General features: G+C 41.2%; 18 protein-coding genes and 1 tRNA gene. 16 read left to right on the top strand and 3 right to left on the bottom strand.

Features of this window, described 5'->3' with window-relative positions; translation table 11 throughout:
• Positions 1 to 140 precede the first annotated feature (140 nt).
• The 5 genes from M1E96_RS10980 to M1E96_RS10960 all read left to right on the top strand — a co-directional run bounded on the left by M1E96_RS10980 (position 141) and on the right by M1E96_RS10960 (position 6,310).
• Positions 141 to 1,091: a 4-hydroxyproline epimerase gene (locus tag M1E96_RS10980; RefSeq protein ID WP_272579754.1), complete on the top strand. Its 951-nt coding sequence runs from the start codon at positions 141 to 143 to the stop codon at positions 1,089 to 1,091.
• A 9-nt stretch (positions 1,092 to 1,100) separates the two neighbouring features.
• On the top strand, positions 1,101 to 2,348 hold the full coding sequence (locus tag M1E96_RS10975; protein ID WP_272579755.1) for an FAD-binding oxidoreductase: 1,248 nt from the start codon (positions 1,101 to 1,103) through the stop codon (positions 2,346 to 2,348).
• 18 nt (positions 2,349 to 2,366) lie between these two features.
• Positions 2,367 to 3,230, top strand: a complete 864-nt coding sequence (gene dapA, locus M1E96_RS10970) for a 4-hydroxy-tetrahydrodipicolinate synthase (RefSeq protein ID WP_272579756.1) — start codon at positions 2,367 to 2,369, stop codon at positions 3,228 to 3,230.
• A gap of 11 nt (positions 3,231 to 3,241) precedes the next feature.
• Positions 3,242 to 4,726, top strand: a complete 1,485-nt coding sequence (locus M1E96_RS10965) for an aldehyde dehydrogenase (RefSeq protein ID WP_140179329.1) — start codon at positions 3,242 to 3,244, stop codon at positions 4,724 to 4,726.
• Between the two features lie 81 nt (positions 4,727 to 4,807).
• Positions 4,808 to 6,310, top strand: coding sequence for a sodium:alanine symporter family protein (locus tag M1E96_RS10960; RefSeq protein WP_140179260.1), 1,503 nt, complete (start codon positions 4,808 to 4,810; stop codon positions 6,308 to 6,310).
• A 23-nt stretch (positions 6,311 to 6,333) separates the two neighbouring features.
• Here the strand turns inward: M1E96_RS10960 and M1E96_RS10955 are convergent.
• Positions 6,334 to 6,421, bottom strand: a tRNA-Ser gene (locus tag M1E96_RS10955).
• Between the two features lie 316 nt (positions 6,422 to 6,737).
• Here M1E96_RS10955 and ghrA point away from each other — a divergent pair.
• Complete coding sequence (gene ghrA / locus M1E96_RS10950; protein WP_272579757.1) at positions 6,738 to 7,679, top strand: glyoxylate/hydroxypyruvate reductase GhrA; 942 nt, start codon at positions 6,738 to 6,740, stop codon at positions 7,677 to 7,679.
• A gap of 192 nt (positions 7,680 to 7,871) precedes the next feature.
• Positions 7,872 to 8,417 (top strand): molecular chaperone, encoded by a 546-nt coding sequence (locus tag M1E96_RS10945; RefSeq protein ID WP_272579758.1) that lies wholly within the window; start codon positions 7,872 to 7,874, stop codon positions 8,415 to 8,417.
• Positions 8,418 to 8,663: 246 nt separating this feature from the next.
• On the opposite strand, the gene M1E96_RS10940 is transcribed toward M1E96_RS10945, so the two are convergent.
• Both M1E96_RS10940 and mdtH read right to left on the bottom strand, forming a co-directional pair.
• The gene (locus tag M1E96_RS10940) at positions 8,664 to 9,224 is read right to left on the bottom strand and encodes a lipoprotein (RefSeq protein ID WP_070929633.1); all 561 of its coding nucleotides are present in this window, start codon (positions 9,222 to 9,224) and stop codon (positions 8,664 to 8,666) included.
• A gap of 113 nt (positions 9,225 to 9,337) precedes the next feature.
• Positions 9,338 to 10,540 carry a multidrug efflux MFS transporter MdtH gene (gene mdtH / locus M1E96_RS10935; RefSeq protein ID WP_070929632.1) on the bottom strand — a complete coding sequence of 401 codons (1,203 nt, stop codon included), beginning with the start codon at positions 10,538 to 10,540 and terminating at the stop codon, positions 9,338 to 9,340.
• A 177-nt stretch (positions 10,541 to 10,717) separates the two neighbouring features.
• On the opposite strand from mdtH, the gene rimJ reads away from it, so the two are divergent.
• The 9 genes from rimJ to M1E96_RS10890 all read left to right on the top strand — a co-directional run bounded on the left by rimJ (position 10,718) and on the right by M1E96_RS10890 (position 20,873).
• Positions 10,718 to 11,305, top strand: a complete 588-nt coding sequence (rimJ, locus tag M1E96_RS10930; protein WP_272579759.1) for a ribosomal protein S5-alanine N-acetyltransferase — start codon at positions 10,718 to 10,720, stop codon at positions 11,303 to 11,305.
• A gap of 90 nt (positions 11,306 to 11,395) precedes the next feature.
• The gene (murJ, locus tag M1E96_RS10925) at positions 11,396 to 12,931 is read left to right on the top strand and encodes a murein biosynthesis integral membrane protein MurJ (RefSeq protein WP_272579760.1); all 1,536 of its coding nucleotides are present in this window, start codon (positions 11,396 to 11,398) and stop codon (positions 12,929 to 12,931) included.
• A gap of 419 nt (positions 12,932 to 13,350) precedes the next feature.
• Entirely contained in the window at positions 13,351 to 15,471 is a 2,121-nt protein-coding gene (locus tag M1E96_RS10920; RefSeq protein ID WP_369427000.1) for a type VI secretion system Vgr family protein, read from the top strand.
• A complete protein-coding gene (locus M1E96_RS10915) occupies positions 15,471 to 16,400 on the top strand; it encodes a DUF4123 domain-containing protein (protein WP_337979371.1) in 930 nt (309 codons plus the stop codon). Before M1E96_RS10920 ends, M1E96_RS10915 begins: the two co-directional genes overlap by 1 nt.
• Positions 16,401 to 16,481: 81 nt before the next feature.
• Positions 16,482 to 16,751, top strand: coding sequence for a PAAR domain-containing protein (locus M1E96_RS10910; RefSeq protein WP_337979370.1), 270 nt, complete (start codon positions 16,482 to 16,484; stop codon positions 16,749 to 16,751).
• Positions 16,752 to 16,841: 90 nt separating this feature from the next.
• Positions 16,842 to 18,470 (top strand): hypothetical protein, encoded by a 1,629-nt coding sequence (locus tag M1E96_RS10905; protein WP_369426999.1) that lies wholly within the window; start codon positions 16,842 to 16,844, stop codon positions 18,468 to 18,470.
• A 25-nt stretch (positions 18,471 to 18,495) separates the two neighbouring features.
• Entirely contained in the window at positions 18,496 to 19,329 is an 834-nt protein-coding gene (locus tag M1E96_RS10900; RefSeq protein WP_337979368.1) for a hypothetical protein, read from the top strand.
• A gap of 370 nt (positions 19,330 to 19,699) precedes the next feature.
• Complete coding sequence (locus M1E96_RS10895) at positions 19,700 to 20,620, top strand: hypothetical protein (RefSeq protein ID WP_337979367.1); 921 nt, start codon at positions 19,700 to 19,702, stop codon at positions 20,618 to 20,620.
• Positions 20,604 to 20,873 (top strand): PAAR domain-containing protein, encoded by a 270-nt coding sequence (locus tag M1E96_RS10890; RefSeq protein WP_337979366.1) that lies wholly within the window; start codon positions 20,604 to 20,606, stop codon positions 20,871 to 20,873. Before M1E96_RS10895 ends, M1E96_RS10890 begins: the two co-directional genes overlap by 17 nt.
• Positions 20,874 to 20,977 lie beyond the last annotated feature (104 nt).

The following is a 20,977-nucleotide window of genomic DNA, read 5'->3' as shown; positions in this document are numbered from 1 at the left end:
AGAAATTCAACATATTTAATCAGTTATCTTAAATATTTTTAAATTGTGCTGAATTACGCATCAGTGTGCACGAAAGATATCAAGATTCTTTAACAAAAATCAAGCATTCTGTTAACAATTAATGTGGCAGAGGACGCAATATGCACAAGCGCTATACAAAAATCGAAGTAATTGATTCACACACAGCAGGCGAGCCAACACGCTTAGTGATTGATGGTTTTCCTGATTTGGGCGATGGAGATATGGCTTCTCGATTAAAATGTCTAAAAAATGATCATGACCAATGGCGTACAACTACCATATTGGAACCACGTGGCAACGATATTTTAGTTGGGGCGCTACTTTGCAAGCCGCAAAACCCACAAGCAGCGGCGGGAGTCATTTTTTTCAATAATGAAGGTTATCTAGGTATGTGTGGGCATGGCACTATTGGCCTCGTAGCCTCATTATCTTACTTAGGTAAAATCACGGCTGGAGAGCATCTTATTGAAACACCGGTTGGTGATGTTAGGGCTACACTCCATGCTGATGGCAGCGTTAGCATTCAAAATGTTTACTCTTATCGTTATCGTAAATCAGTCACCCTTAATGTACCGGAAGTTGGCGTGGTAACGGGAGATATTGCGTGGGGAGGCAATTGGTTCTTTTTGGTTGAGCAATCCCCTTTAGCTATTGACTATCGTAATGCTAAGGCACTAACCGAGGTATGTATAAAGATAAAGAGTGCATTGGTGGAGCAAGGGATCTACGGAAAAGACGGTCAGGAAATTGACCATATAGAATTGTTTGGCAGTTACGAGAAAGCCGATAGTCAAAGTTTTGTGTTATGTCCTGGTGGTGCATATGACCGTTCACCTTGTGGTACGGGAACCAGCGCTAAACTGGCCTGTTTGGCCGCAGATGGCAAACTAAATGAAGGTGCCCTTTGGCATCAAGCGAGTGTAATCGGTAGCCAGTTTGAGGCGAGCTACTTATGGGCTGATGGTAATGGCATCATTCCAACGATCCGTGGAAACGCTTATATCAGTGGTCGAAATACCTTATTGCTTGATGAAACTGATCCGTTTTGTTGGGGGATCACGGTATCGTGAGGGTATAACATGGATAAAAAACATTCTGTGGTTGTCATCGGTGGCGGAATTATTGGATTAAGCATTGCACTGACATTGCAAGCGGATGGCACTGATGTCTTGTTAGTCGAAAAAGATCATATAGGCGCAGGAGCCTCATTTGGTAATGCGGGGCATATTGCAACAGAACAAGTTTTTCCTGTTGCTGACCCTTCGATTTTGAAATCTATCCCTGGAATGTTATTCGATCCCCTTGGGGCACTGCGTTTGGATTGGCGTTATTTACTGAGATTAACACCGTGGTTATTACGTCTGCTTGGTAACATGCGACATAAACCATTTACACATATTCATCATGCGTTATCTGCAATTAATGGTGTTTCTTTAGAAGCATGGCAATCATTTAGTGAACAATGGCAATTAGCTGATTTAATTAAGATTGAAGGCTCTTTACTGGTCGCAGAAAAAGCCTCATCACTAGAAAAATTACGTAAACATGGTGAATATCTCAATTCGATAGGTGTCACCAATCAGCTATTAACCCAATCACAGTTGCTTGAGCGTGAACCTACATTAGCACATAACCAGTTGGGGGGACTGTTTTACCCTGATACGGGGCATGTGGTCGATCTTAAACAGTTACACATCAAATTAGTTGAGCATTTTTCACGTTTAGGTGGTGAATTACTCACCGAGTGTGAAGTGACAGCAATTAATGCACCAAGCAATGACAAAGTGGTGTTAACCACATCGCAAGGCCAAGTCGTAGCAAAACAAATAGTGATTGCTGGTGGCGCATTTTCTAAGTCCTTAGTCAGTATGATCAGCCGCATTCGTGTACCACTTGAAACAGAGCGTGGCTATCATTTAATGCTGCCTAATGAAATAGGCCGATTAAACGTACCAGTATCAAGTATTGATAGACGTTTTATCATGACACCTATGAATGGCGGATTACGCCTTGCCGGTACAGTCGAATATGCAGGCTTGAAACGACCCGCAAATATGCAACGAGCGCGTCATTTCCTACCGCTTGCTAATCCAATGTTAAATACACCATTAAATAATTATCAATCTACAGAATGGATGGGATTTCGTCCAACGCTTGCAGATTCTTTACCCGTCATTGATAAAAAAGGGCCTTATATTTTTGCTTTTGGTCATCAACACCTAGGGCTAACTCAAGCGGCAGTGACTGCAAAAATTGTACAAAGTTTGTTTCAAGGGCGATCGACTCCAATCGATTGCTCTCCTTATTCGATTGAGCGTTTTCTTTAAGATTTCAAGGAGTTTTATATGAATTTTCATGGCATTGTTGTCCCTATTGTTACACCATTTCACAGTGATTTTTCATTAAATGTGAGTGGACTGGCCCAACTGACTGAAACTCTTATTGAAAAAGGTGTTTCTGGTTTAGTGGTATGTGGTACGACAGGGGAATATTACGCGTTAAGTGAAGCCGAGCGTGAAACGGTTTTAACGACCGTCAGTAAAATTGCTAAAGGTCGCGTAACCCTGATAGCGGGTATCAATGATTTATCTACTGAAGGCGCAATAAAGCGTGCTGAGCAGGCAAAATTATTGGGTTACGAAGGATTAATGTTATCGCCTCCGCCTTATAGCCTACCTGATCAGCAAGGTGTTATCGCCCATTACGAAACAGTGGCTGCGGCAACAACACTACCAATCATTATGTATAACTTCCCTGCACGTATTGGTATCGAAATTGAATATGACACCGTGGTGCATCTATCGAAGGTGAAAAACATTGTTGCCATCAAAGAAAGTAGCGGTGACTTTAGTCGCGCTTTACGTTTACTGCAAACCCAATTTGATAATTTTGAAGTGATTTGTGGTTGTGATGACCAACCCGTCGATTTTTTCTTCTGGGGAGCTAAAAGTTGGATTGCTGGCGCTGGCAACGTATTTCCTGCTGAACAAGTTGCGATTTTTAACGCTGCACAACAAGGCGATTGGGTTAAAGCGAAACAAATTATGTCACAGATTTATCCAGCTATTTATTCGATGGAATCTGGTGATTATAACCAAAAAGCGAAAGCGGGTTGTATCAAAGGAACCGTCGATGTCGGGCCAGTCAGAATGCCATTATCCAATATTTCATCACAGCAGAAACGTGATTTTCTTGCCTTAATCAAATGAGGAGGGAAATGATGAAAATAACAAAAGAGCAGGTATTTGAACGAGCTAAAGGCGGCCAACTTTGGGCTGGCTGCCTTATCGAAAATTATCAGGATAGTGGTGCAAAACTGGAAAATCGTACCCCTATTGATGATAGCGTGATCGGTTATATCGCTGATGGACAAGCCGCCGACGTTGATGCTGCGGTTACAGTAGCGAGAAATACTTTTATTTCAGGTGATTGGAAAAATTTATCGCCTCAGGAACGTAAACAAGTGATGTTGCGTTGGGCGACTTTAATTGAACAGCACAGTGAAGAGCTTGCGGCTTTAGATTGTGTCGATGCAGGCAAACCAATCACGGAATGCTTAAATACAGACATGCCAGCAACCATTGAAACATTCTATTGGTATGCAGAAGCGCTAGATAAAATGTTTGGCAAAGTGGCGCCCACTGGTCAGCAAGAGCTTGGATTGATTGTTCATGAGCCTATCGGTGTAGTTGGGGCAGTATTACCATGGAACTTCCCCGCACAAATGTTTGCTTGGAAAGTCGCGCCGGCCTTAGCAGCAGGGAACTCTGTAATAGTAAAACCCGCCGAGTTAACCTCTCTGAGCGCGTATCGTATGGTTGAACTAGCTTATGAGGCAGGTGTACCGAAAGGTGCTCTGAGTCTAGTGTGTGGTTTAGGCGAAAAGGTCGGTGAAGCCATTGGTCGCCATGCGGATATTGATATCGTTTCATTTACAGGCTCTACCGAGGTAGGCCGTTTATTTCTTAAATACTCTGCCGAAAGCAATTTAAAAGAGATCGTATTAGAGTGCGGAGGTAAGAGTCCACAAGTCGTGTTTGCCGACGCCGATCTTGATGCTGCGGTTCCACATATTATGGCCGCTGCATTTTGGAATATGAGTGAGAACTGTAGTTGTGGGTCACGCCTGATTGTCCATGAAAGCATTCGCCAATCGCTATTGGATAAATTAATCGCTGCAAGCACCAGCTGGAAAGTCGGTAATCCAATGGATGATTCAGTGTCTATCGGTCCTATGGTTGAAAAAGCGCATTTTGAAAAAGTGAAGTCATTTATTGATGTTTCTATAAAGGAGGGCGCAAAAATTGTCTCTGGAGGAAAAATTCACAGTGAATTAGGCAGCGGTTGGTACATTGAACCGACCATTTTCGATAATGTGACCCCAGAGATGTCATTATTTAAGAATGAGGTGTTTGGTCCTTTGCTTGCGGTATCCACTTTCTCTACCGATGAAGAAGCTATTGCATTAGCCAACGACACCCATTATGGATTAGCGGCTTCTTTCTATAGTCAAAATGTGCATCGTGTTATGAAAGTTGCCCGTCAAATTAACGCAGGTACAGTTTCTGTAAATGGGTTTAGCGAAGGTAACATCACCACACCATTTGGTGGATTTAAGCAATCAGGGTTCGGAGGTAAAGATAATGGGCTAGAGGCCTTCGAACAATATACACAGACAAAAGTGATTTGGATTATTAATCATTAATAACTCGATAACCTGAATTTGATGAATTCAGGTTTTTTTTACCCTACAAACAGACAATTACAATAACGAAGGAGTACTCATATGGAAGCCATCGTGAATACGCTCGTTGGATACATTTGGGGTAATGCCTTAGTGATTTTATCACTAGGTGTTGGGTTGTACTTTACATTAGCTACACGTGGTGTTCAGTTTCGCTATTTAATTAAAATGGTTTGCTTACTGAAAGAAAATAAAGCCTCAAAAGAAGGAATATCATCATTCCAAGCGTTTTGCCTCGCATTATCCGGTCGTGTTGGTGTTGGTAATATTGCAGGGGTGGCGACAGCCATCGCCGCTGGTGGTCCGGGAGCCATATTTTGGATGGTAGTCATGGGCTTATTAGGGGGTGCAAGTGCATTTATTGAATCAACACTGGCTCAAATATATAAACAGCGTTCTGATGGGCAATATCGTGGTGGCTCGCCTTATTACATTGAAAAAGGGTTAAAACTCAAACCGTTTGCTATTATTGTGGCGGCAGTAATTTGCTTATCATATGGCGTATTGGTGCCGGGGATCCAAGCCAATACCATAGCCGATTCTTTTCAAACCTCATTTAACATTCCACCCATGGTAACTGGTGCGATCGTGACCGTGTTAATGGCTTGGCTGATTTTTGGTGGAGTAAAAAGAATTGCCAGCGCTGCTGATAAAGTCGTGCCACTAATGGCTGTCGCTTACATTATCATGATGGTGATTATATTAGGTAGCCACTATGAGAAAGTTCCCGCTATGTTTGGACTGATTTTCCGTAGTGCATTAGGGATGGATGCGGTATTTGGTGGCATTGTCGGTACAGCCGTTTCTTGGGGAGTACGTAGAGCGGTATTTTCTAATGTGGCGGGCGCTGGTGAGGCAACATTCAGCTCGGCAGCTGCGGAAGTGAGCCATCCGGCAAAACAAGGGTTAATACAAGCCTTTTCAATCTATATAGATACGGTTGTAGTGTGTACGGCTTCAGGGCTGATGATCCTCGTCACTAATATGTATAACGTTTTCCCTGATGGCGCTGCCTCTGCATTGGTTGAGCATGTGCCGGGGGTTGCTGCGGGAACTGCATGGACACAAATGGCGGTATCAACGGTATTTGAATCTGCGGGGTCTGGTTTTGTTGCTATTGCTGTTTTCTTATTCGCATTTACCACGTTAATGGCATATTACTATATCGCTGAAACAACGATTGTTTATTTAGATCGTAAGCTTAAATACCCTGTTTTAAAGTTGATATTAAAGCTAGTTTTCTTAGTCATCCTCTTTATGGGAAGTGTTCAGTCCGTGAGTATGATGTGGAGTTTAGGCGATATTGGTTTTGGTAGTATGAGTTACCTTAACTTAATTGCGATTGTTTTCTTATCTAAACCCGCATTGAGAGCATTACGTGATTATGAACGACAAGAAAAACTGGGTATTGACCCTATATTTGACCCTAAAGTCGCGGGCGTTGAGAATGCTGAATTATGGGAAGATATTAGTAAAGAATACCAATCTCAACAACAAAACAAAGTGGGTAAAACAGAAGGTGAGTTAACGACAGAGCAGAAATAACCAATAAGGAATTTAATTAAAAATGGCGGTGAGGGAGGGATTCGAACCCTCGATACGTTGCCGTATACACACTTTCCAGGCGTGCTCCTTCAGCCTCTCGGACACCTCACCGTATTTTTAATTTCTCGTTGTGGGCAAAATAACTTGTCCTACAACGGGGCGCTACTATAGGGAAAAGCGTGGCTTGCGTCAACTCCCTATTTATTCTTTTTTACTGTTTTATTGCTTGTTTAGCTAAATATAAAGCAGTTTGGCTATTATCTAATCTTGTATGATTAATTGATGGTTAATTTAAACTTCAAGCACTAATTTTAAAATTCGTAAGCTGCTTAACAAAATATCAATCGGAATGACTATCTATCATTCTATTCGCTTGAAAGTAAGACATTTTCATCACACTCTGTGGGTAAACATAAAAGGAGTTGTCATGAATATTCTATTTTATCATCCGTCTTTTGATGCTAACGAGTGGATAGAGGGCATGCAAACTCGCCTTCCACAAGCCAACATACGCCAATGGGTAAAAGGGGATAACCAAAAGGCAGATTATGCCATGGTTTGGTTGCCTCCTTATGAATGTTTAGCGGGGCGAAAAGACTTGAAAGGCATTTTTGCGCTTGGGGCGGGGGTTGATGCGATTTTAAAACAAGAGCATGAAAATCCAGGAACATTGCCAGCGGGTGTGCCATTAATGCGTTTAGAAGACACAGGCATGGCTCTACAAATGGAAGAATATGCAATGGCAAAAGTACTTTATTACTTTCGTCGCATGGATGAATATCGCCAATTCCAATCACAGCGTCAATGGAAACCGCTTCCTGCAAATCGACATGAAGATTTTGTGGTTGGTATTATGGGCGCAGGGGCACTGGGGCAAGCGGTTGCTAAAAGATTAGTTGAGTTTGGTTTTCATGTGAGAACATGGAGCCGAAGTGAAAAGCAAATTGATAAAGTCATAAGTTACCATGGGCAAGAGCAGTTAAGTGATTTCTTACAGGGGACTCGTGTCATTATCAACTTATTACCTAGTACGCCACAAACTGTTGGGATCTTAAACCAATCACTGTTTAGCCAGCTGCAACAAAAGGCTTATATCATTAACCTTGCTCGCGGCTCTCATTTAATTGAGCAAGATTTATTAGTTGCACTTGAATCAGGCCAGGTGGCTGGGGCGTCTTTAGATGTCTTTGCGAGTGAACCATTACCGCAGATGCATCCGTTCTGGACCCACCCTCGCGTTGCTATCACACCACATATTGCCGCGATCACAGTGCCCCAAGAAGCTATGGATATGATCAGCGATAATATTAAGCGAATTGAAAGTGGGCAACAACCTTTCGGGATAGTAGATATGGGACGTGGTTACTAATATACTATTTTATACTCGTCATACTTCAAATTGCAGCGCTTTTCATTAAGAGATAGTGACTACGTCCATTCGTGGCAGTCACCAATTTATGTAGGCTCCTAGCGACTCATTCACTTGCCGCTAAACTGCACCTCGAATTATAGAGAGTATAGTAAGGGTTGGTTATCGCATATCGCAAAACAGGGATTATATATGAATGAATTTTCAATTGTCTGCCGTATCTTAGGAACATTATTTCAGCGTTCTCCTGATGATAGTCTGGTGAAACCATTGCTTGAGATGATCGCCCAAGACAAATTAAAGGCATCATGGCCATTAGAACAGGATGAGTTATGGGCTCGTATGGCAAAATCAGTTGAAATGAAAGCGATTGTGGCTGACTATCAGACTCTATTTGTAGGGGAAACAGCCGCCGTTTCAGTCTTTGCCCATGACTATGATGCTGAAATTGCAGAAGCTGAGATCCGTGAATTTTTAGTTGAACGTGGAATGACAGTAACAAATGCAAGAACGGATGCATTTGGATCATTGTTATTAGCGGCTTCTTGGCTTGAAGATCAAGCCGCAGAAGATGAAACGGCGGCTCAAATTGAGTTATTTGATAGCTTTATTCTGAGTTGGTACGGGACATTTTTAGGTAAAATGGAGGCTCATGCCTCAACTGCCTTTTATCGTACATTGGCACAAATTGCTCGAGATGCAGTCATTGCATTGAGAGATGAATTAGAGTCTGAGTGACAGCGTCACGTTTATTGTCACAAAAGTTTTTGATGATTAATAGGTATATACTCTAAATAATTCGAGGTGCAGTTAGGCAACAAGCGAGTGAGTCGCTAGGAGCCTACTAGGTAGGTGACTAGTGCGAATGAGCGTAGTCAACAACACTGTAATTTGAAGTATGACGAGTAAACGTATAAATACAAAAGGCAACGTGTTAAAACCGTTGCCTTTTGTGCTTTTATCAATCGAAAAAACTTATGGAGCTCAGTCAACTAATGGAATAATTATCTTACCCGGTTTTACTTCGATACCCTTAGCTAACTTTTTAGCGGTTGCTTCAACAGCACTATTGTCAGGGTTTAACACATAAACAGGTTGAGTTTCAAAGAAGGTTCCTAGTGAGCTATTAAGATATGGGATCACTGCTGAGATAGCGGTATCCATATTTTCAGGGATCACTTTATATTGACTAATATTCAGTTCTCTCAGGTAAATCGCGCCTGCTTGAGCATCAAAATAAGGGCGAGCAGTTAGTGTTAGTTCAATTTTAGCGCTGGTTTTACCCAGTAGCGAATCCAAATTGACAGTAGCTTCACCAGTAAGGGCAATCATCCCCGGTTCTGTTCGACCAATTTCTGATTTTAAATTAGCTAACTGAATGTCTGCATCAGCGACGCCAGAAATTCCCACATTGTGGTTGTATTTAACCTTAGTTGCTAGGTAATTATTAATGGTTCCTTCGCTAATAGAAAACTCAGTTAGCTGGCTACAACCTGTGAGTAAAGTAAAACAGCCAATCATTGCAGCCAATATAAATTGTTTCATAAATGCTCCTTTTACTGTAACACTATTATCTTATCCTATAATTGTCGTTACGGGGGAATTTCAGTCGGAAACAATTTAATTTAACAGGCGATTAGATAGCAAAAGTATTGCCCTTAACCGCTTAACATGGCTGATTCAATTTTTTTACGGTTAAATTGTTTATGTAGTGCCCACAAGGTAATAAAACCGATAATACCAAGTAAAAACCAAGGTAATTGCGGCATATTCCATTGATGGCCGATATCATACATCCAGCCACCGCCTGTATAACCTACTGCTCCACCTAAAGCTAACCCTAATCGGCTGAAGCCCATATAACTACCGCGAGCACGAGGATCAGCGAGTGATGCACTGAGAGTCTCTCTTGCGGGATCCGCAGTTACCGTACCTAAATAGAACAGACAAATTAAGCCAAATAACACATGCAGAGAGCTTGTCATACCAATAGGGAACATGCTTAAACTCATTAACAATAATCCAGCCATTAAGCGTTGTTCAAGGCGGAAATATTTTTCACTCCATCGTGCAATAGGGTAAAGCAGTGTTAGTGATATAGCAGCTTCGATGGCATACATCCATTTTACTGCGGTAGGTGTACCAGCTAGCTCGTTAACCACGATAGGGAACATGAGCATCACTTGCACTGACAACATAAAATAGCCAGCCAGAGTCACAACATAAGTGACAAAGCGTTTATCTTTCAGGACTCGTCCCATTCCTTCTTTTATTGGTGTTCTCGTTGTTGAAATACGGTAGGCAGGCAGTAACCAAGCATTGAAGATCGCGGCAATAACAAATACAGCAGCACCGGCCCAACATACATAGTGGAAATCATATTGAAGTAACCAACTACCAATAAGTGCACCTATAACAGCACCTGCACTGTCTTGCATTAGAAGCAGTGAATAAAAACGACCACGCTCATAAGGGCGAGTCAGTTTTATCACTAAAGCAGTTCTTGGTGGGTCAAATAAAGTACCACCTAAAGCAGAAAGTATACATGACAACCATAGCACCCATGGATCGTAAGCCACAGCCATTAATGCAAAACCACTGGCGCGTAATAGCATACCAATCACAATCATGGGTTTGGCGCCAAAACGGTCTGCGATAGCACCGCCAAAGATACCAAGCCCTTGCTGGACTAATTGTCGGATGCCTAATGCAAAACCAACAATAACAGCAGCCCAACCTAGTTGATCGACAAAACGAATCGAAATTAATGGAAAGACAACGAAAAAACCTAGAACGACTAACATATTATCTAGGAGTAAAAAATATTTACCTAGGCTTCTCGCCTGTGACACCTGTGCCATGACACACCATTGTAAAAAATAACAAACAAGGAAGGATTCTTAATGTTTCTCATCAATAATATCAGTAGAATATAGAAAGGAAGATGATATTTTTTTATCGTAATACCTGCCTATTTTTGATGCTTCATTTTTATCGTTGTGCAGTCTTTGGTTATTTTAATTTTATAAGGGTTAACGATGTTTGGTTATCGATCAAATGAGCCTAAAGTACGTCTTGTGACAGAAAGAATGGTTGTAAGGTTGGCATATGAGCGTGATGGTTATCGATTAGCCGATTATTACAGCGAAAATAAAGACTTCTTAAAGCCTTGGGAGCCAACCCGAGATAGCTCGCATTTTAATCCATCTAGTTGGAATAATCGTTTACAACTGATGTCAGAATTGCATCGTCAAGGTAATGCATTTCATTTTTTATTGTTAGATAGCCAAGAAAATGAAGTGATGGGGGTCGCGAATTTCAGCAATGTATTACGTGGCGCTTTCCATGCTTGTTATTTAGGCTATTCATTGGGTGAAAAATGGCAAGGACAGGGATTGATGTATGAAGCCCTAGTACAATCGATTCGTTATATGCAACAACATCAAGGAATACATCGTATTATGGCAAATTATATGCCGCATAATATACGTAGCGGTGATTTGTTGGCCCGCCTTGGTTTTGAACGTGAAGGTTACGCAAAACAGTATTTGCAAATTGATGGTCAGTGGCGTGATCACGTATTAACTGCACTGACCTATGAAAAATGGAAGTCTCTCAAGTCATAATAGGTAAAAGCTGATTTTGACATTCAATCGTAGTCAGTTATGCTTCGCGCTGTTAAACTGACACGATTGTTTTCTTTTAGTCTACCAATCATGAATTTATTAAAATCGTTAGCTGCGATAAGTTCCATGACCATGATGTCACGGGTACTTGGATTTATCCGTGATGCTATCATTGCTCGAGTCTTTGGTGCCGGCGCAGCGGCAGATGCTTTTTTTGTTGCATTTAAACTGCCTAACTTATTACGGCGTATTTTTGCCGAAGGGGCGTTTTCTCAAGCGTTTGTACCGATATTAGCGGAATATAAGAACCAACAAGGAGATGAAGCAACACGTACCTTTGTCGCTTATATTTCAGGGATGTTAACCCTTGCATTAGCGATTGTGACTGTTATAGGTATGATAGCAGCGCCATGGGTTATCTATATTACCGCACCTGGTTTTACAACAGATGCAGATAAATTTGCCTTAACGACAGATTTATTGCGTGTCACTTTTCCTTATATTTTTCTAATCTCACTGGCCTCACTGGCTGGGGCGATCTTAAATACTTGGAACCGTTTTTCGGTACCGGCATTCGCGCCGACATTATTAAATGTCAGTATGATTTTCTTCGCCGCTTTTGCCGCCCCTTATTTTGATCCGCCAGTGATGTCATTGGCTTGGGCCGTCATTGTGGGTGGTGTGCTGCAATTGGTTTATCAGCTACCACATTTGAAGAAAATTGGTATGTTGGTACTGCCCCGACTCTCTTTTCGTGACAGCGGTGTTTGGCGAGTAATGAAAATGATGGGACCTGCAATTATAGGGGTATCTGTCAGTCAAATCTCACTGATCATCAATACTATTTTTGCATCCTTTCTCCAATCAGGGTCAGTTTCATGGATGTATTATGCCGATAGGCTCATGGAACTGCCTTCAGGGGTACTTGGTGTTGCGCTGGGGACTATTTTATTACCTTCATTATCAAAAAGTTTTACCAGTGGTAACCACCAAGAGTATCGTCACTTAATGGATTGGGGATTGCGTTTATGTTTATTGCTAGCGCTGCCTTGTGCGATTGGCCTAGCTATTCTTTCTGAAGCACTCACAGTTTCACTATTCCAATATGATAAATTTACTGCTCATGACTCGCTGATGACGCAATATGCACTAATGGCTTATTGTGTTGGTCTTACTGGTATGATTTTAGTGAAAATCTTAGCGCCAGGCTTCTATTCACGTCAGGATATTCGTACTCCAGTGAAAATAGCAATTGTGACACTAATTTTAACGCAATTGATGAACTTAGCCTTTATTGGCCCAATGAAGCACGCAGGTCTTGCACTTTCAATAGGTCTAGCGGCTTGTTTCAATGCAGGTGTTCTTTACTGGCAGCTGCGTAAGCAAGAAATTTTTAAACCGCTAGCAGGTTGGCGTGGTTTTATCGTTAAATTAATCATTGCGCTACTAGTTATGGCGGCTGTACTGTTTGGAGTATTGCAATTTATGCCCGAATGGCAGCAAGGCAATATGGCCATGCGTTTATTACGTTTAATATTTGTGGTGATCATTGGTGCAGGTAGTTATTTTGCAGCGTTATTTGCATTAGGCTTTCGCCCAAGAGATTTTAAGAAACACAGTATTTGATTCTTTATTATAAATAAAAAGAGCGCATATTGTTGAATATGCGCTCAGACCAGTATGATAATGAGGTAGGATAACAGTGAGCCCTACTTTTTATTAAGCGATATACTTACTACACTTCCAGTTACATCTAGACGATTAACTAAATGATTAAATATGAGGTGACGAATGAAAGGCTTCACTTCTCATTAATCAAAATGTTTGGATGGCTTCAATGACTATACAATAATTGATATTCCTATCATATTAAATACATCAATCATGAGTATTTACAAAGTGTTACCTTAAATTACCGCCATATTTTAGCTTGAATAATAATAAATCACTAATTGATTAATTTTTTATAAATTAAATTTTAATAATTATTTTATTATGATTTGTCTTTCGGCTAGGCGGTTCCCAAATCACCATCATGGAGCGACATGTTTGTGGGAGATACCCAAAAAAGCTTATCCGATGCGGAAAAAGCCGCGAACCACTGGCAATCGTTAGTGAATAAAACCAAGCCGCCACGCCTTGATGTGCCATCAGGCTCGGCCCTCGCTAACCAGCCTCAAGCGAGTGGCATTGATATCTACGAGGCGATAGCCAATCGTAAGCTTTATTCAGGGTTGGTATTTACGTGTCAAATTGCCAATCTTCCCGAAGGCACGTTTCAAGTCACCCAATTTGACTTGCACGAAGGGTTGTCGGAACTGTTCACCCTGACCATTCAAGCGGTGAGTCCATTGCCCAATATCGATTTTAAGCGAGTACTGGGGGATAAATGCTCACTCACGGTGATGCGAGAAGGGATAGTCACCCGAAAAATTGAGGGGTTATTGGCGAGCGTTGAGCAGGGAAATACTGACGGGGTGAAGACGTGGTATCAGTTTGTTATTCGCCCTGAAATGTGGGTGATGACCCTTAAACAAGACAGCCGCATCTTCCAAAACACCACGGTGCCGAAGGTGCTCAACACCTTATTACAGGAAGCGCATATTCCCAACGACAAGTTGCTGTATCACCCCGAAGAGCATCTTGAACGCCGCTATATTACCCAAAAGCGCGAAACGATGTTCGATTTCTGGTGCCGCCTCGCGGCTGAAGAAGGCATCACCTTCTGGTTTGAGGAAGGTTCGATGATGTTTTACAGCGACCGCCATTTGGGGATGAAGGCGGGACTGCACCTGACCTATAACCCACAATCGGAGACCGATATCACTGACAGCACGGTGACCGCATGGCGTTATGTAGAAAACCTGTGCAGCGATATTCGTATTGATAAAGATTACAATCAACTGCGCCCGTCTCACCCGCTGAGCCACCAAGTGACGGGTGAAAATCACCAACAACACGAAGTGTTTGAAAGCTACGGACGCTTTCAAGACGACGCCGAAGGCAACGTGTTCAATCAAATTCGTTACGAGCAATCGCAAAACAACCGTGAAGTGGGTACGGCCTCGAGCAACTGTATCGAACTGGCACCGGGGCGAATTTTCTCGCTGAGCAACCACCCCAGCAGCAAGATGAACGATGATTGGCAAGTGGTCACTGCGCATCACCACGGCGTACAACCGCTTGCCGACAACAGCGGCGGTCAAGGCACCCAGCTGAGCAACAGCATCACCTTTATGCCAAGCACCCAAGAGTGGCGCCCACCGTACCGTTATAAACCGACTGCCGATGGCAATGAACTTGCGACGGTAGTAGGACCGCCGGGGGAAGAAATCTACACCAATGAACAAGGGGCGGTGACGGTCTATTTCCATTGGGATCGACGCGGAAAGCCCGACCACAGCGCATCCTGCTGGGTGAGAGTCGCACAGGGTTGGAACGGCGATGGATTTGGGTTTATGGCGATCCCCAGAATCGGGCAGGAGGTCATAATATCCTATTTAAACAATGACATAGATAAACCCATCATAACCGGCTGTACCTATAATGGTCGAAATCGTCCGCCGATAGACTTACCCAAAGACAAGACGCGCACCACGTTTCGTACCAAAACCCACAAAGGTGAGGGATTCAATGAACTGCGCTTTGAGGATTATAACGGCAAACAAGAAATCTATCTGCATGCGCAGAAGAACTTAGCCATTAATGTCCTGAATTCGCGCGGTGAACGGATTAATTATGACCGCACCACCAGTATTGGTCATGACGATGAGCTGGTGATCGCCAATAACCGTACTGTCACCGTTGAAGGCAATCAAGCGCATAAAACCACGGGCAATTATCAGAGCAAAGTTGATGGTGACCAGCACACCACGATCGAGGGCGATAGTGTTGAAGCCGTGCAAGGGGTGATTAGCACCAATGCGCGAGGGGATATCACGTTGCAAAGCAGCAGTAAAATCACCTTGAAAGTCGGTGGTAGTTTTGTGGTGATCCACAGTGGTGGCGTTGATATTAAAGGTCCTGCGATTAACCTGAATTCAGGAGGCAGCCCAGGGGATATTTTACAAGCCACCAATCCAGCGGTATTGAAAGCTGCTGCCAGCACAGGTGCCGCCTTTGTGGCACATTGCCCAATGAAAGAGACCCAAGAGGAGGAGGAATAATGGCAAAATTAGATACCTGCTATGCCATTATCGATGCAGCTTCTGAACCGGATATTTTTACGATGTTGGAAGAGCTCGATCCGCCTGCCAGCTGCTTGTACAGCGAGCCTATCCAGCCAGAGATTGCTGAACTTGCGCCGTATTTGGTGGAAGCGACACCTGAGGTGAGAAAGTGGCTCAGCCAACGAGATACGCCATGGGGCATTTATGTGTACACCCAAGCCACCATGCGTGAACTGCGCCAGCACCTGCGTAAATATTTGATGGTGATGATCCCCGGTCAAGACAAACCGGTATTTTGGCGTTATTACGACCCGCGTAATGTGTGGGACGTGCTCAGCACGTTTGATAACTGGCGGTTACATACATTTTTAGGGCCGATTAAAAAACTGGAAACGCAATTATGGGGTGAGCACGAAGAGTCTGATTTTGAATTAGAGCGCCGCCGTTACCCTGAGAGTGTCAAACAAAGCGGTAAGTTGATGAAGTTCACCGCTAGCCAATATGCGGATATTGAAGGAGTGTTTGAGCGTCAATTTATACGGCGGATTAGTTACTTTTTCCTAAATGCGCGAGTTTCGATTATCGATGAGGATGAATCCTTTTGCTTAGATGAGTGGATTGTAAAAGCATTTGAGCGCCCGCCACTGAACAGCGTGAAGTTAGACCAATATTACAGTGACCAATCACAAGTGATCAGTTGGGAAATGGCATACGCATTGGTGAATTTTTGCCAAGCCAATGGCATTCACGATAAGCACTCTTATATGCTGCTGTGCTACATCTTAATAACTTACCGTATATATCGGTTTGAAGATGTGCCAGAGGATTGGAAAAGTAGTTTGGCGAGTGAGGTTGGTTCTGGGGACTATCGTGTATCTAAGCTAGCAAGTGACGTGCTTTTTGAAATTCCTAGCTTTAGTAATTAGTGTCACTATGAAGTAAATAATGACTCTTATACTTATTTAGTACCTTAATGAAGATGATTTTAAGCCAAAATAGGTGAAATTATGTCTGCAATAATTCTCATAGATGATATGGATACAGGACATGGTAAATATGGAGCAACACAAGTTATTTCAGGCTCTTCAACGGTAAAAGTAGATGGGCGTTCTGTAGCTAGACAGGGTGATAGATTAGCTTCGCATGGTGGCCATTCTCGCATTATTTCAGGAGGGTCAGAATCTGTGTTTATTGATGGGCTACCCGCTGCTAGAAATGGGGATGCTGTCAGCTGTGGTGGCGTATTGATTGGGAATTCTAGTGTGAATATTGGCTAAAAACCTATTTCAATGATCTACTTACCATAGTATTCAAAACTGTTATAACAGTTGATTGTATTGAGTATGTATTAATCATAAGGAATGATTATGTCATCATTAAAAAAGATATACTCAGGAGTGATGGGGAAGGCTTGTCAGGAATGTAATATTCCACCTAATTGTATATTGGAGGCTTCCATAACCTTCGGAGATAAAACAGATGTTTATCGTAAAGAAAATCATTTTTTTAAGCGATATACCTATTTGATAGAACCAAAGAAAGGGCGCAATGTGCTACTAAAGCTCACGGCTACGCCAATGAATTGTGTTTCTCATAACCCGAGTTGTCCTATGGGAAATGTTTTTAATGAAGATGGTTCACTATACGCGGATTTTTCAGCTCAAAAAAGCTTAGATGGAGTACTTAGTTACCGTAAACCAATGTCTGGATTTTCTCTTGGGGAAAATAATCCTATCTCATTATTAGACAGTTTTATTTATCGTCAGTCTTTTATTGATGATCCTCGCTATCGGCAGCGTTATAGTATGCGATTGTCTGAATGTGGGGCTGTACCATTTTTAACTATCCCAAAAGCAATGAAGTTGCTGAGAGCATCTTTTAGCCCAATGACGCATGGTGCTGTGATGCTTTTTCAAGAAGGACGACGACATTTAGCATCAGCGCAATTTGATCTTATTTTATATAGGGAACTTAAGGTTGAGGTTGAAGTGGGTTTTGAATCAGAAATTAAAGATAAAAAAAGTGATGATAGACAAGCTGAGCAAAAAGCTAAAAATATTGCTCGGGGATATAAACCTACACATGGAGGGTGGACTAAACGAACACATAAATATGATATAACGAGAGGATTAAGCATTAAAGGTGAAATTACTAGTATTACTGGGGATGAAGAAGTTACATTTAATGCAGAATTGAAAAAGGAATTTATTCAACATAAAAACAAGCTTAGCTTTACCAATAGCATAGATATGGCCTTTGATAAAATAAGCTCAGTATTAAGCAGTGGAAATAAAGTAAAGTATCCTATAGTTAAGACTGAATTTTGCTATCCAACACTAAACATCAATGGTGGGATAAAAACACATCAATCTTCTGATTATGGTGTTATCACACAAGGAAATGTGTCAGTTGGGTTCGCTCCTCTTTTTGGCTTCCAAATCACATTAGACCTATTAACTGTTTTTGCAGCATATGCTCACATTGATTTTATTGTTAGTGATTTGAGAGCATCTTTGGAAGAAAAAAAGGAAGAAGTTGAAGAGGGAAAAGAAGGTTATTACGCTACAATGGAACTCACGCTAACTTTTAGTTTCGGTTTACATGGTAACTTTAATTTCAAAACTAATGATGAGGGAAATTTTGAGTCAGATGGGCGTAGTATCAAACTTCAAGGGGAACTAATTGGCAAGGCTCATTTAGAAGCAGGGGTGAATTATTGGGGGATTCAAGGGTTTTTCGAGATCGGAGCTGAGATTACAACTTCTTTACAGATCGAATTTGATAAAGAAAAAGGTGATGATTTAACTGCTGTTATTTATCATGATGGTATTACTGCAAAAGTTTATAATAATTATAGTGTTGGTAATAATAAAGTTTCTAGAAAATCAAAGGTAAATACAAATGGAAAAATTAGTGTTGATAAAGACATTAAAAAATGGGTGATTTATGAGGCGATGGACAAAGATGAATCTGAGTGGCGTTTTACGTTGGGTTAGACTTATTTATTTCAGTGGAGTTATAATGTTAACAGCAAATTCAAATGCAGAAAGTATAATGAAAACAAACTATGTAGTAAGCTTTAATGCCCATGATACTTTTTGTATGGTGAAAGTTAATGATATACTGATAACAGATAATACAGACGCGACGCAAGGTAACTATATTGTTAGTAAAACAATTAGCTCATTACTTAATAATGGAGCTAATACATTAAGTGTTACGATGCCAAGTGATAGCTTAAAAAATAACATGTGGTGCTCTGCTACAATTAAAGAAATAAATAATCAAACTACCTTGGTTGGTGTTAAATTAATAGTTGAAGATAAAGAAATTAAGCCAGATGAAAATTTTCATTCAAGTAAAGTAGACTATTTCGGTAGTAGCCCTAGGGCTAATAGTACGGAAGAAGGTATGCTTGAAATAACAAAAACCTTCTTAGTGAAGGATTTGCCTGATTGGAATTGGACTAAAGGAAGGCCTATTACTGATAAAGATATCCCGCAGGTTAAAGCCTTCTATCAATCTTTACAAGAAGCGTTTAAGCAGCAAGATTTAGATAAAATTTATGAAATGACTAAAGGTATGTGGGAAATTTTAGCAAAGGAACAGGGAAGTACCCCACAGAAAATGTGGGATTCGATGAATTTCAAAAAATTCTTTGAGCAAGGTTATAGGTATTCTCCTGTTGATTGGAATGAATATGAATTAAATTCATATATGAATGGACGACTTTTCCGTTATGAGGTTGGTTATGGCAGGATATCTCCAATCGAAATTCAAACTCCGAATGGAGATTTTTTCTCATTAGACCCTTATTTATCTATTATTGATGGGAAAGTAATAGTCGTTCGCTAACTGACATTTAATTATTAATTTTAAACCTAATTTAGACACAGTTCGTTATTGATATGAACTGTGTCTACTCACCGGCTCATCGGTAAAAAAGGAGAACATGGTTAGCTGTGGCGGTGTGCTTATCGGTGGTTCCTCTGTCAATATTGGATAACTGTTATTGAGCAAAGATGTTTTTAGTCGTAATGGCGCGGTTGTTTACCTCGCCATATGACTCCGAGAGTTAAACATGGAAACAATTTATGCCAATCAATATATCGAAAAACCTAATTGATTTTGAAAAAATGAATAATGAGAGGGCGTTGTTAGAACGCATATTAAAGCCTATTCGTCTTATAAAATCAGATGATGATATTGATGTAGAGGCCCCGTAATGTTCAAATTTTTTATGGGAACCATGTTTCCGAGTAAACTAAAAACGCAAAAAATCACGTCTTATCCAGAAGACTATAATGCTAAAGGTTCGTTAGAAGACAGTCCTTATGTGTTAAAAATAAACTCGGAACAATGCCAAATAAAATCAACCAACTTTAATCATCGAAAGGTCAGTTCAATACCGTTATTTTTGGTTGTTCTCGCTGTTTTTATATTTAGTGCTTACTCTTTTTTTGATGGGCATAGCTCAAGATATCGTCACTTTATTTTTTTGACTAACACATATAAAGAGAAATATGAAAATTCTACTAATACACCTCAAGGAATAGAGAGATACCGTCCTTTTTTTGATAAAACCCCCAATTTATTTGATTACTTAATCTCTTATTACTCGGGAAATTTTTATGCAGGGACAAAGTACTCAATATATTTAACCATATTATTCGCATTCGCTTTTGGTTATGCTCTCTATATTACAGGAAAATCCGTCTTTATTGGACCTTACCCGATACTGGTATTGGATAGAAAACGTAATCTTTTATATACATGGGAAAATAAAAAAGTCTATGTAGCCCGCTATGAAGATGCCGGATATGCAGCCCCAAGCAATAATCTATTTATCAAGTTATTTACATTTAATACCGACAAAAATCGATTAGACACGATTTTGTTTCAACCGAATGCATCGGTTCACAGTAGTTTGTTTCTCAGTGAAGAGTATGAGAATAATGCATTTATTAGCTTTATTAACGCTTATATGCAAAAAGGGCGAGAGGCAATCACCGATCATGATTTTGAAAGTGAGCCATTGAAGTTTTATTTTGGTAGTTACGAGCCCCCTGTTGATGTTGATGCACAAATCGAGACAATCCTTAATCAACTTGACAAGGAAAAGCCTCATCATGCGCAGCACAGTTAACGGCCGTAAAATCATTTTAAAAAACGACACCACCAATACCGGCGGTACAGTGCTGACAGGCTCTTCCCTAGCCAAACAAACCGAAGGCGTCGCCTGTGTAGGCGACTCGGTTTATTGCCCGTCATGCAAAAAAACAGGCGCTATCGCCGAGGGGGACAGCTTAATAAAAATCAACGGGATCCCCGTCGCACTCGAAGGCCATAAAGTGGCGTGTGGCTGCTCGAATGGCTGTATGTTAGTTGCGGTCGGATGAGTAACTGCAGTCAAATTGGCAGAGTAGCCAGTCATGTAGATGTATACTCTAAAAGTGGCGGGAAAAATCAGTCAATTAATTTTTATTATTCAATTTGGTATAGC

Origin of the sequence: Providencia sp. PROV236, assembly GCF_033676985.1 — a bacterium.
GTDB classification, from domain to species: Bacteria; Pseudomonadota; Gammaproteobacteria; order Enterobacterales; family Enterobacteriaceae; genus Providencia; species Providencia manganoxydans.
This window is presented reverse-complemented; position numbering and strand designations above follow the sequence as displayed.

What these genes read in the sequence shown, in the direction of transcription:
- M1E96_RS10980 (WP_272579754.1), top strand. Translation starts at nt 141, where the DNA reads ATGCACAAGCGCTATACAAAAATCGAAGTAATTGATTCACACACAGCA.
- M1E96_RS10975 (WP_272579755.1), top strand. Translation starts at nt 1,101, where the DNA reads ATGGATAAAAAACATTCTGTGGTTGTCATCGGTGGCGGAATTATTGGA.
- dapA (WP_272579756.1), top strand. Translation starts at nt 2,367, where the DNA reads ATGAATTTTCATGGCATTGTTGTCCCTATTGTTACACCATTTCACAGT.
- M1E96_RS10965 (WP_140179329.1), top strand. Translation starts at nt 3,242, where the DNA reads ATGAAAATAACAAAAGAGCAGGTATTTGAACGAGCTAAAGGCGGCCAA.
- M1E96_RS10960 (WP_140179260.1), top strand. Translation starts at nt 4,808, where the DNA reads ATGGAAGCCATCGTGAATACGCTCGTTGGATACATTTGGGGTAATGCC.
- ghrA (WP_272579757.1), top strand. Translation starts at nt 6,738, where the DNA reads ATGAATATTCTATTTTATCATCCGTCTTTTGATGCTAACGAGTGGATA.
- M1E96_RS10945 (WP_272579758.1), top strand. Translation starts at nt 7,872, where the DNA reads ATGAATGAATTTTCAATTGTCTGCCGTATCTTAGGAACATTATTTCAG.
- M1E96_RS10940 (WP_070929633.1), bottom strand. Translation starts at nt 9,224, where the DNA reads ATGAAACAATTTATATTGGCTGCAATGATTGGCTGTTTTACTTTACTC.
- mdtH (WP_070929632.1), bottom strand. Translation starts at nt 10,540, where the DNA reads ATGGCACAGGTGTCACAGGCGAGAAGCCTAGGTAAATATTTTTTACTC.
- rimJ (WP_272579759.1), top strand. Translation starts at nt 10,718, where the DNA reads ATGTTTGGTTATCGATCAAATGAGCCTAAAGTACGTCTTGTGACAGAA.
- murJ (WP_272579760.1), top strand. Translation starts at nt 11,396, where the DNA reads ATGAATTTATTAAAATCGTTAGCTGCGATAAGTTCCATGACCATGATG.
- M1E96_RS10920 (WP_369427000.1), top strand. Translation starts at nt 13,351, where the DNA reads ATGTTTGTGGGAGATACCCAAAAAAGCTTATCCGATGCGGAAAAAGCC.
- M1E96_RS10915 (WP_337979371.1), top strand. Translation starts at nt 15,471, where the DNA reads ATGGCAAAATTAGATACCTGCTATGCCATTATCGATGCAGCTTCTGAA.
- M1E96_RS10910 (WP_337979370.1), top strand. Translation starts at nt 16,482, where the DNA reads ATGTCTGCAATAATTCTCATAGATGATATGGATACAGGACATGGTAAA.
- M1E96_RS10905 (WP_369426999.1), top strand. Translation starts at nt 16,842, where the DNA reads ATGTCATCATTAAAAAAGATATACTCAGGAGTGATGGGGAAGGCTTGT.
- M1E96_RS10900 (WP_337979368.1), top strand. Translation starts at nt 18,496, where the DNA reads ATGTTAACAGCAAATTCAAATGCAGAAAGTATAATGAAAACAAACTAT.
- M1E96_RS10895 (WP_337979367.1), top strand. Translation starts at nt 19,700, where the DNA reads ATGTTCAAATTTTTTATGGGAACCATGTTTCCGAGTAAACTAAAAACG.
- M1E96_RS10890 (WP_337979366.1), top strand. Translation starts at nt 20,604, where the DNA reads ATGCGCAGCACAGTTAACGGCCGTAAAATCATTTTAAAAAACGACACC.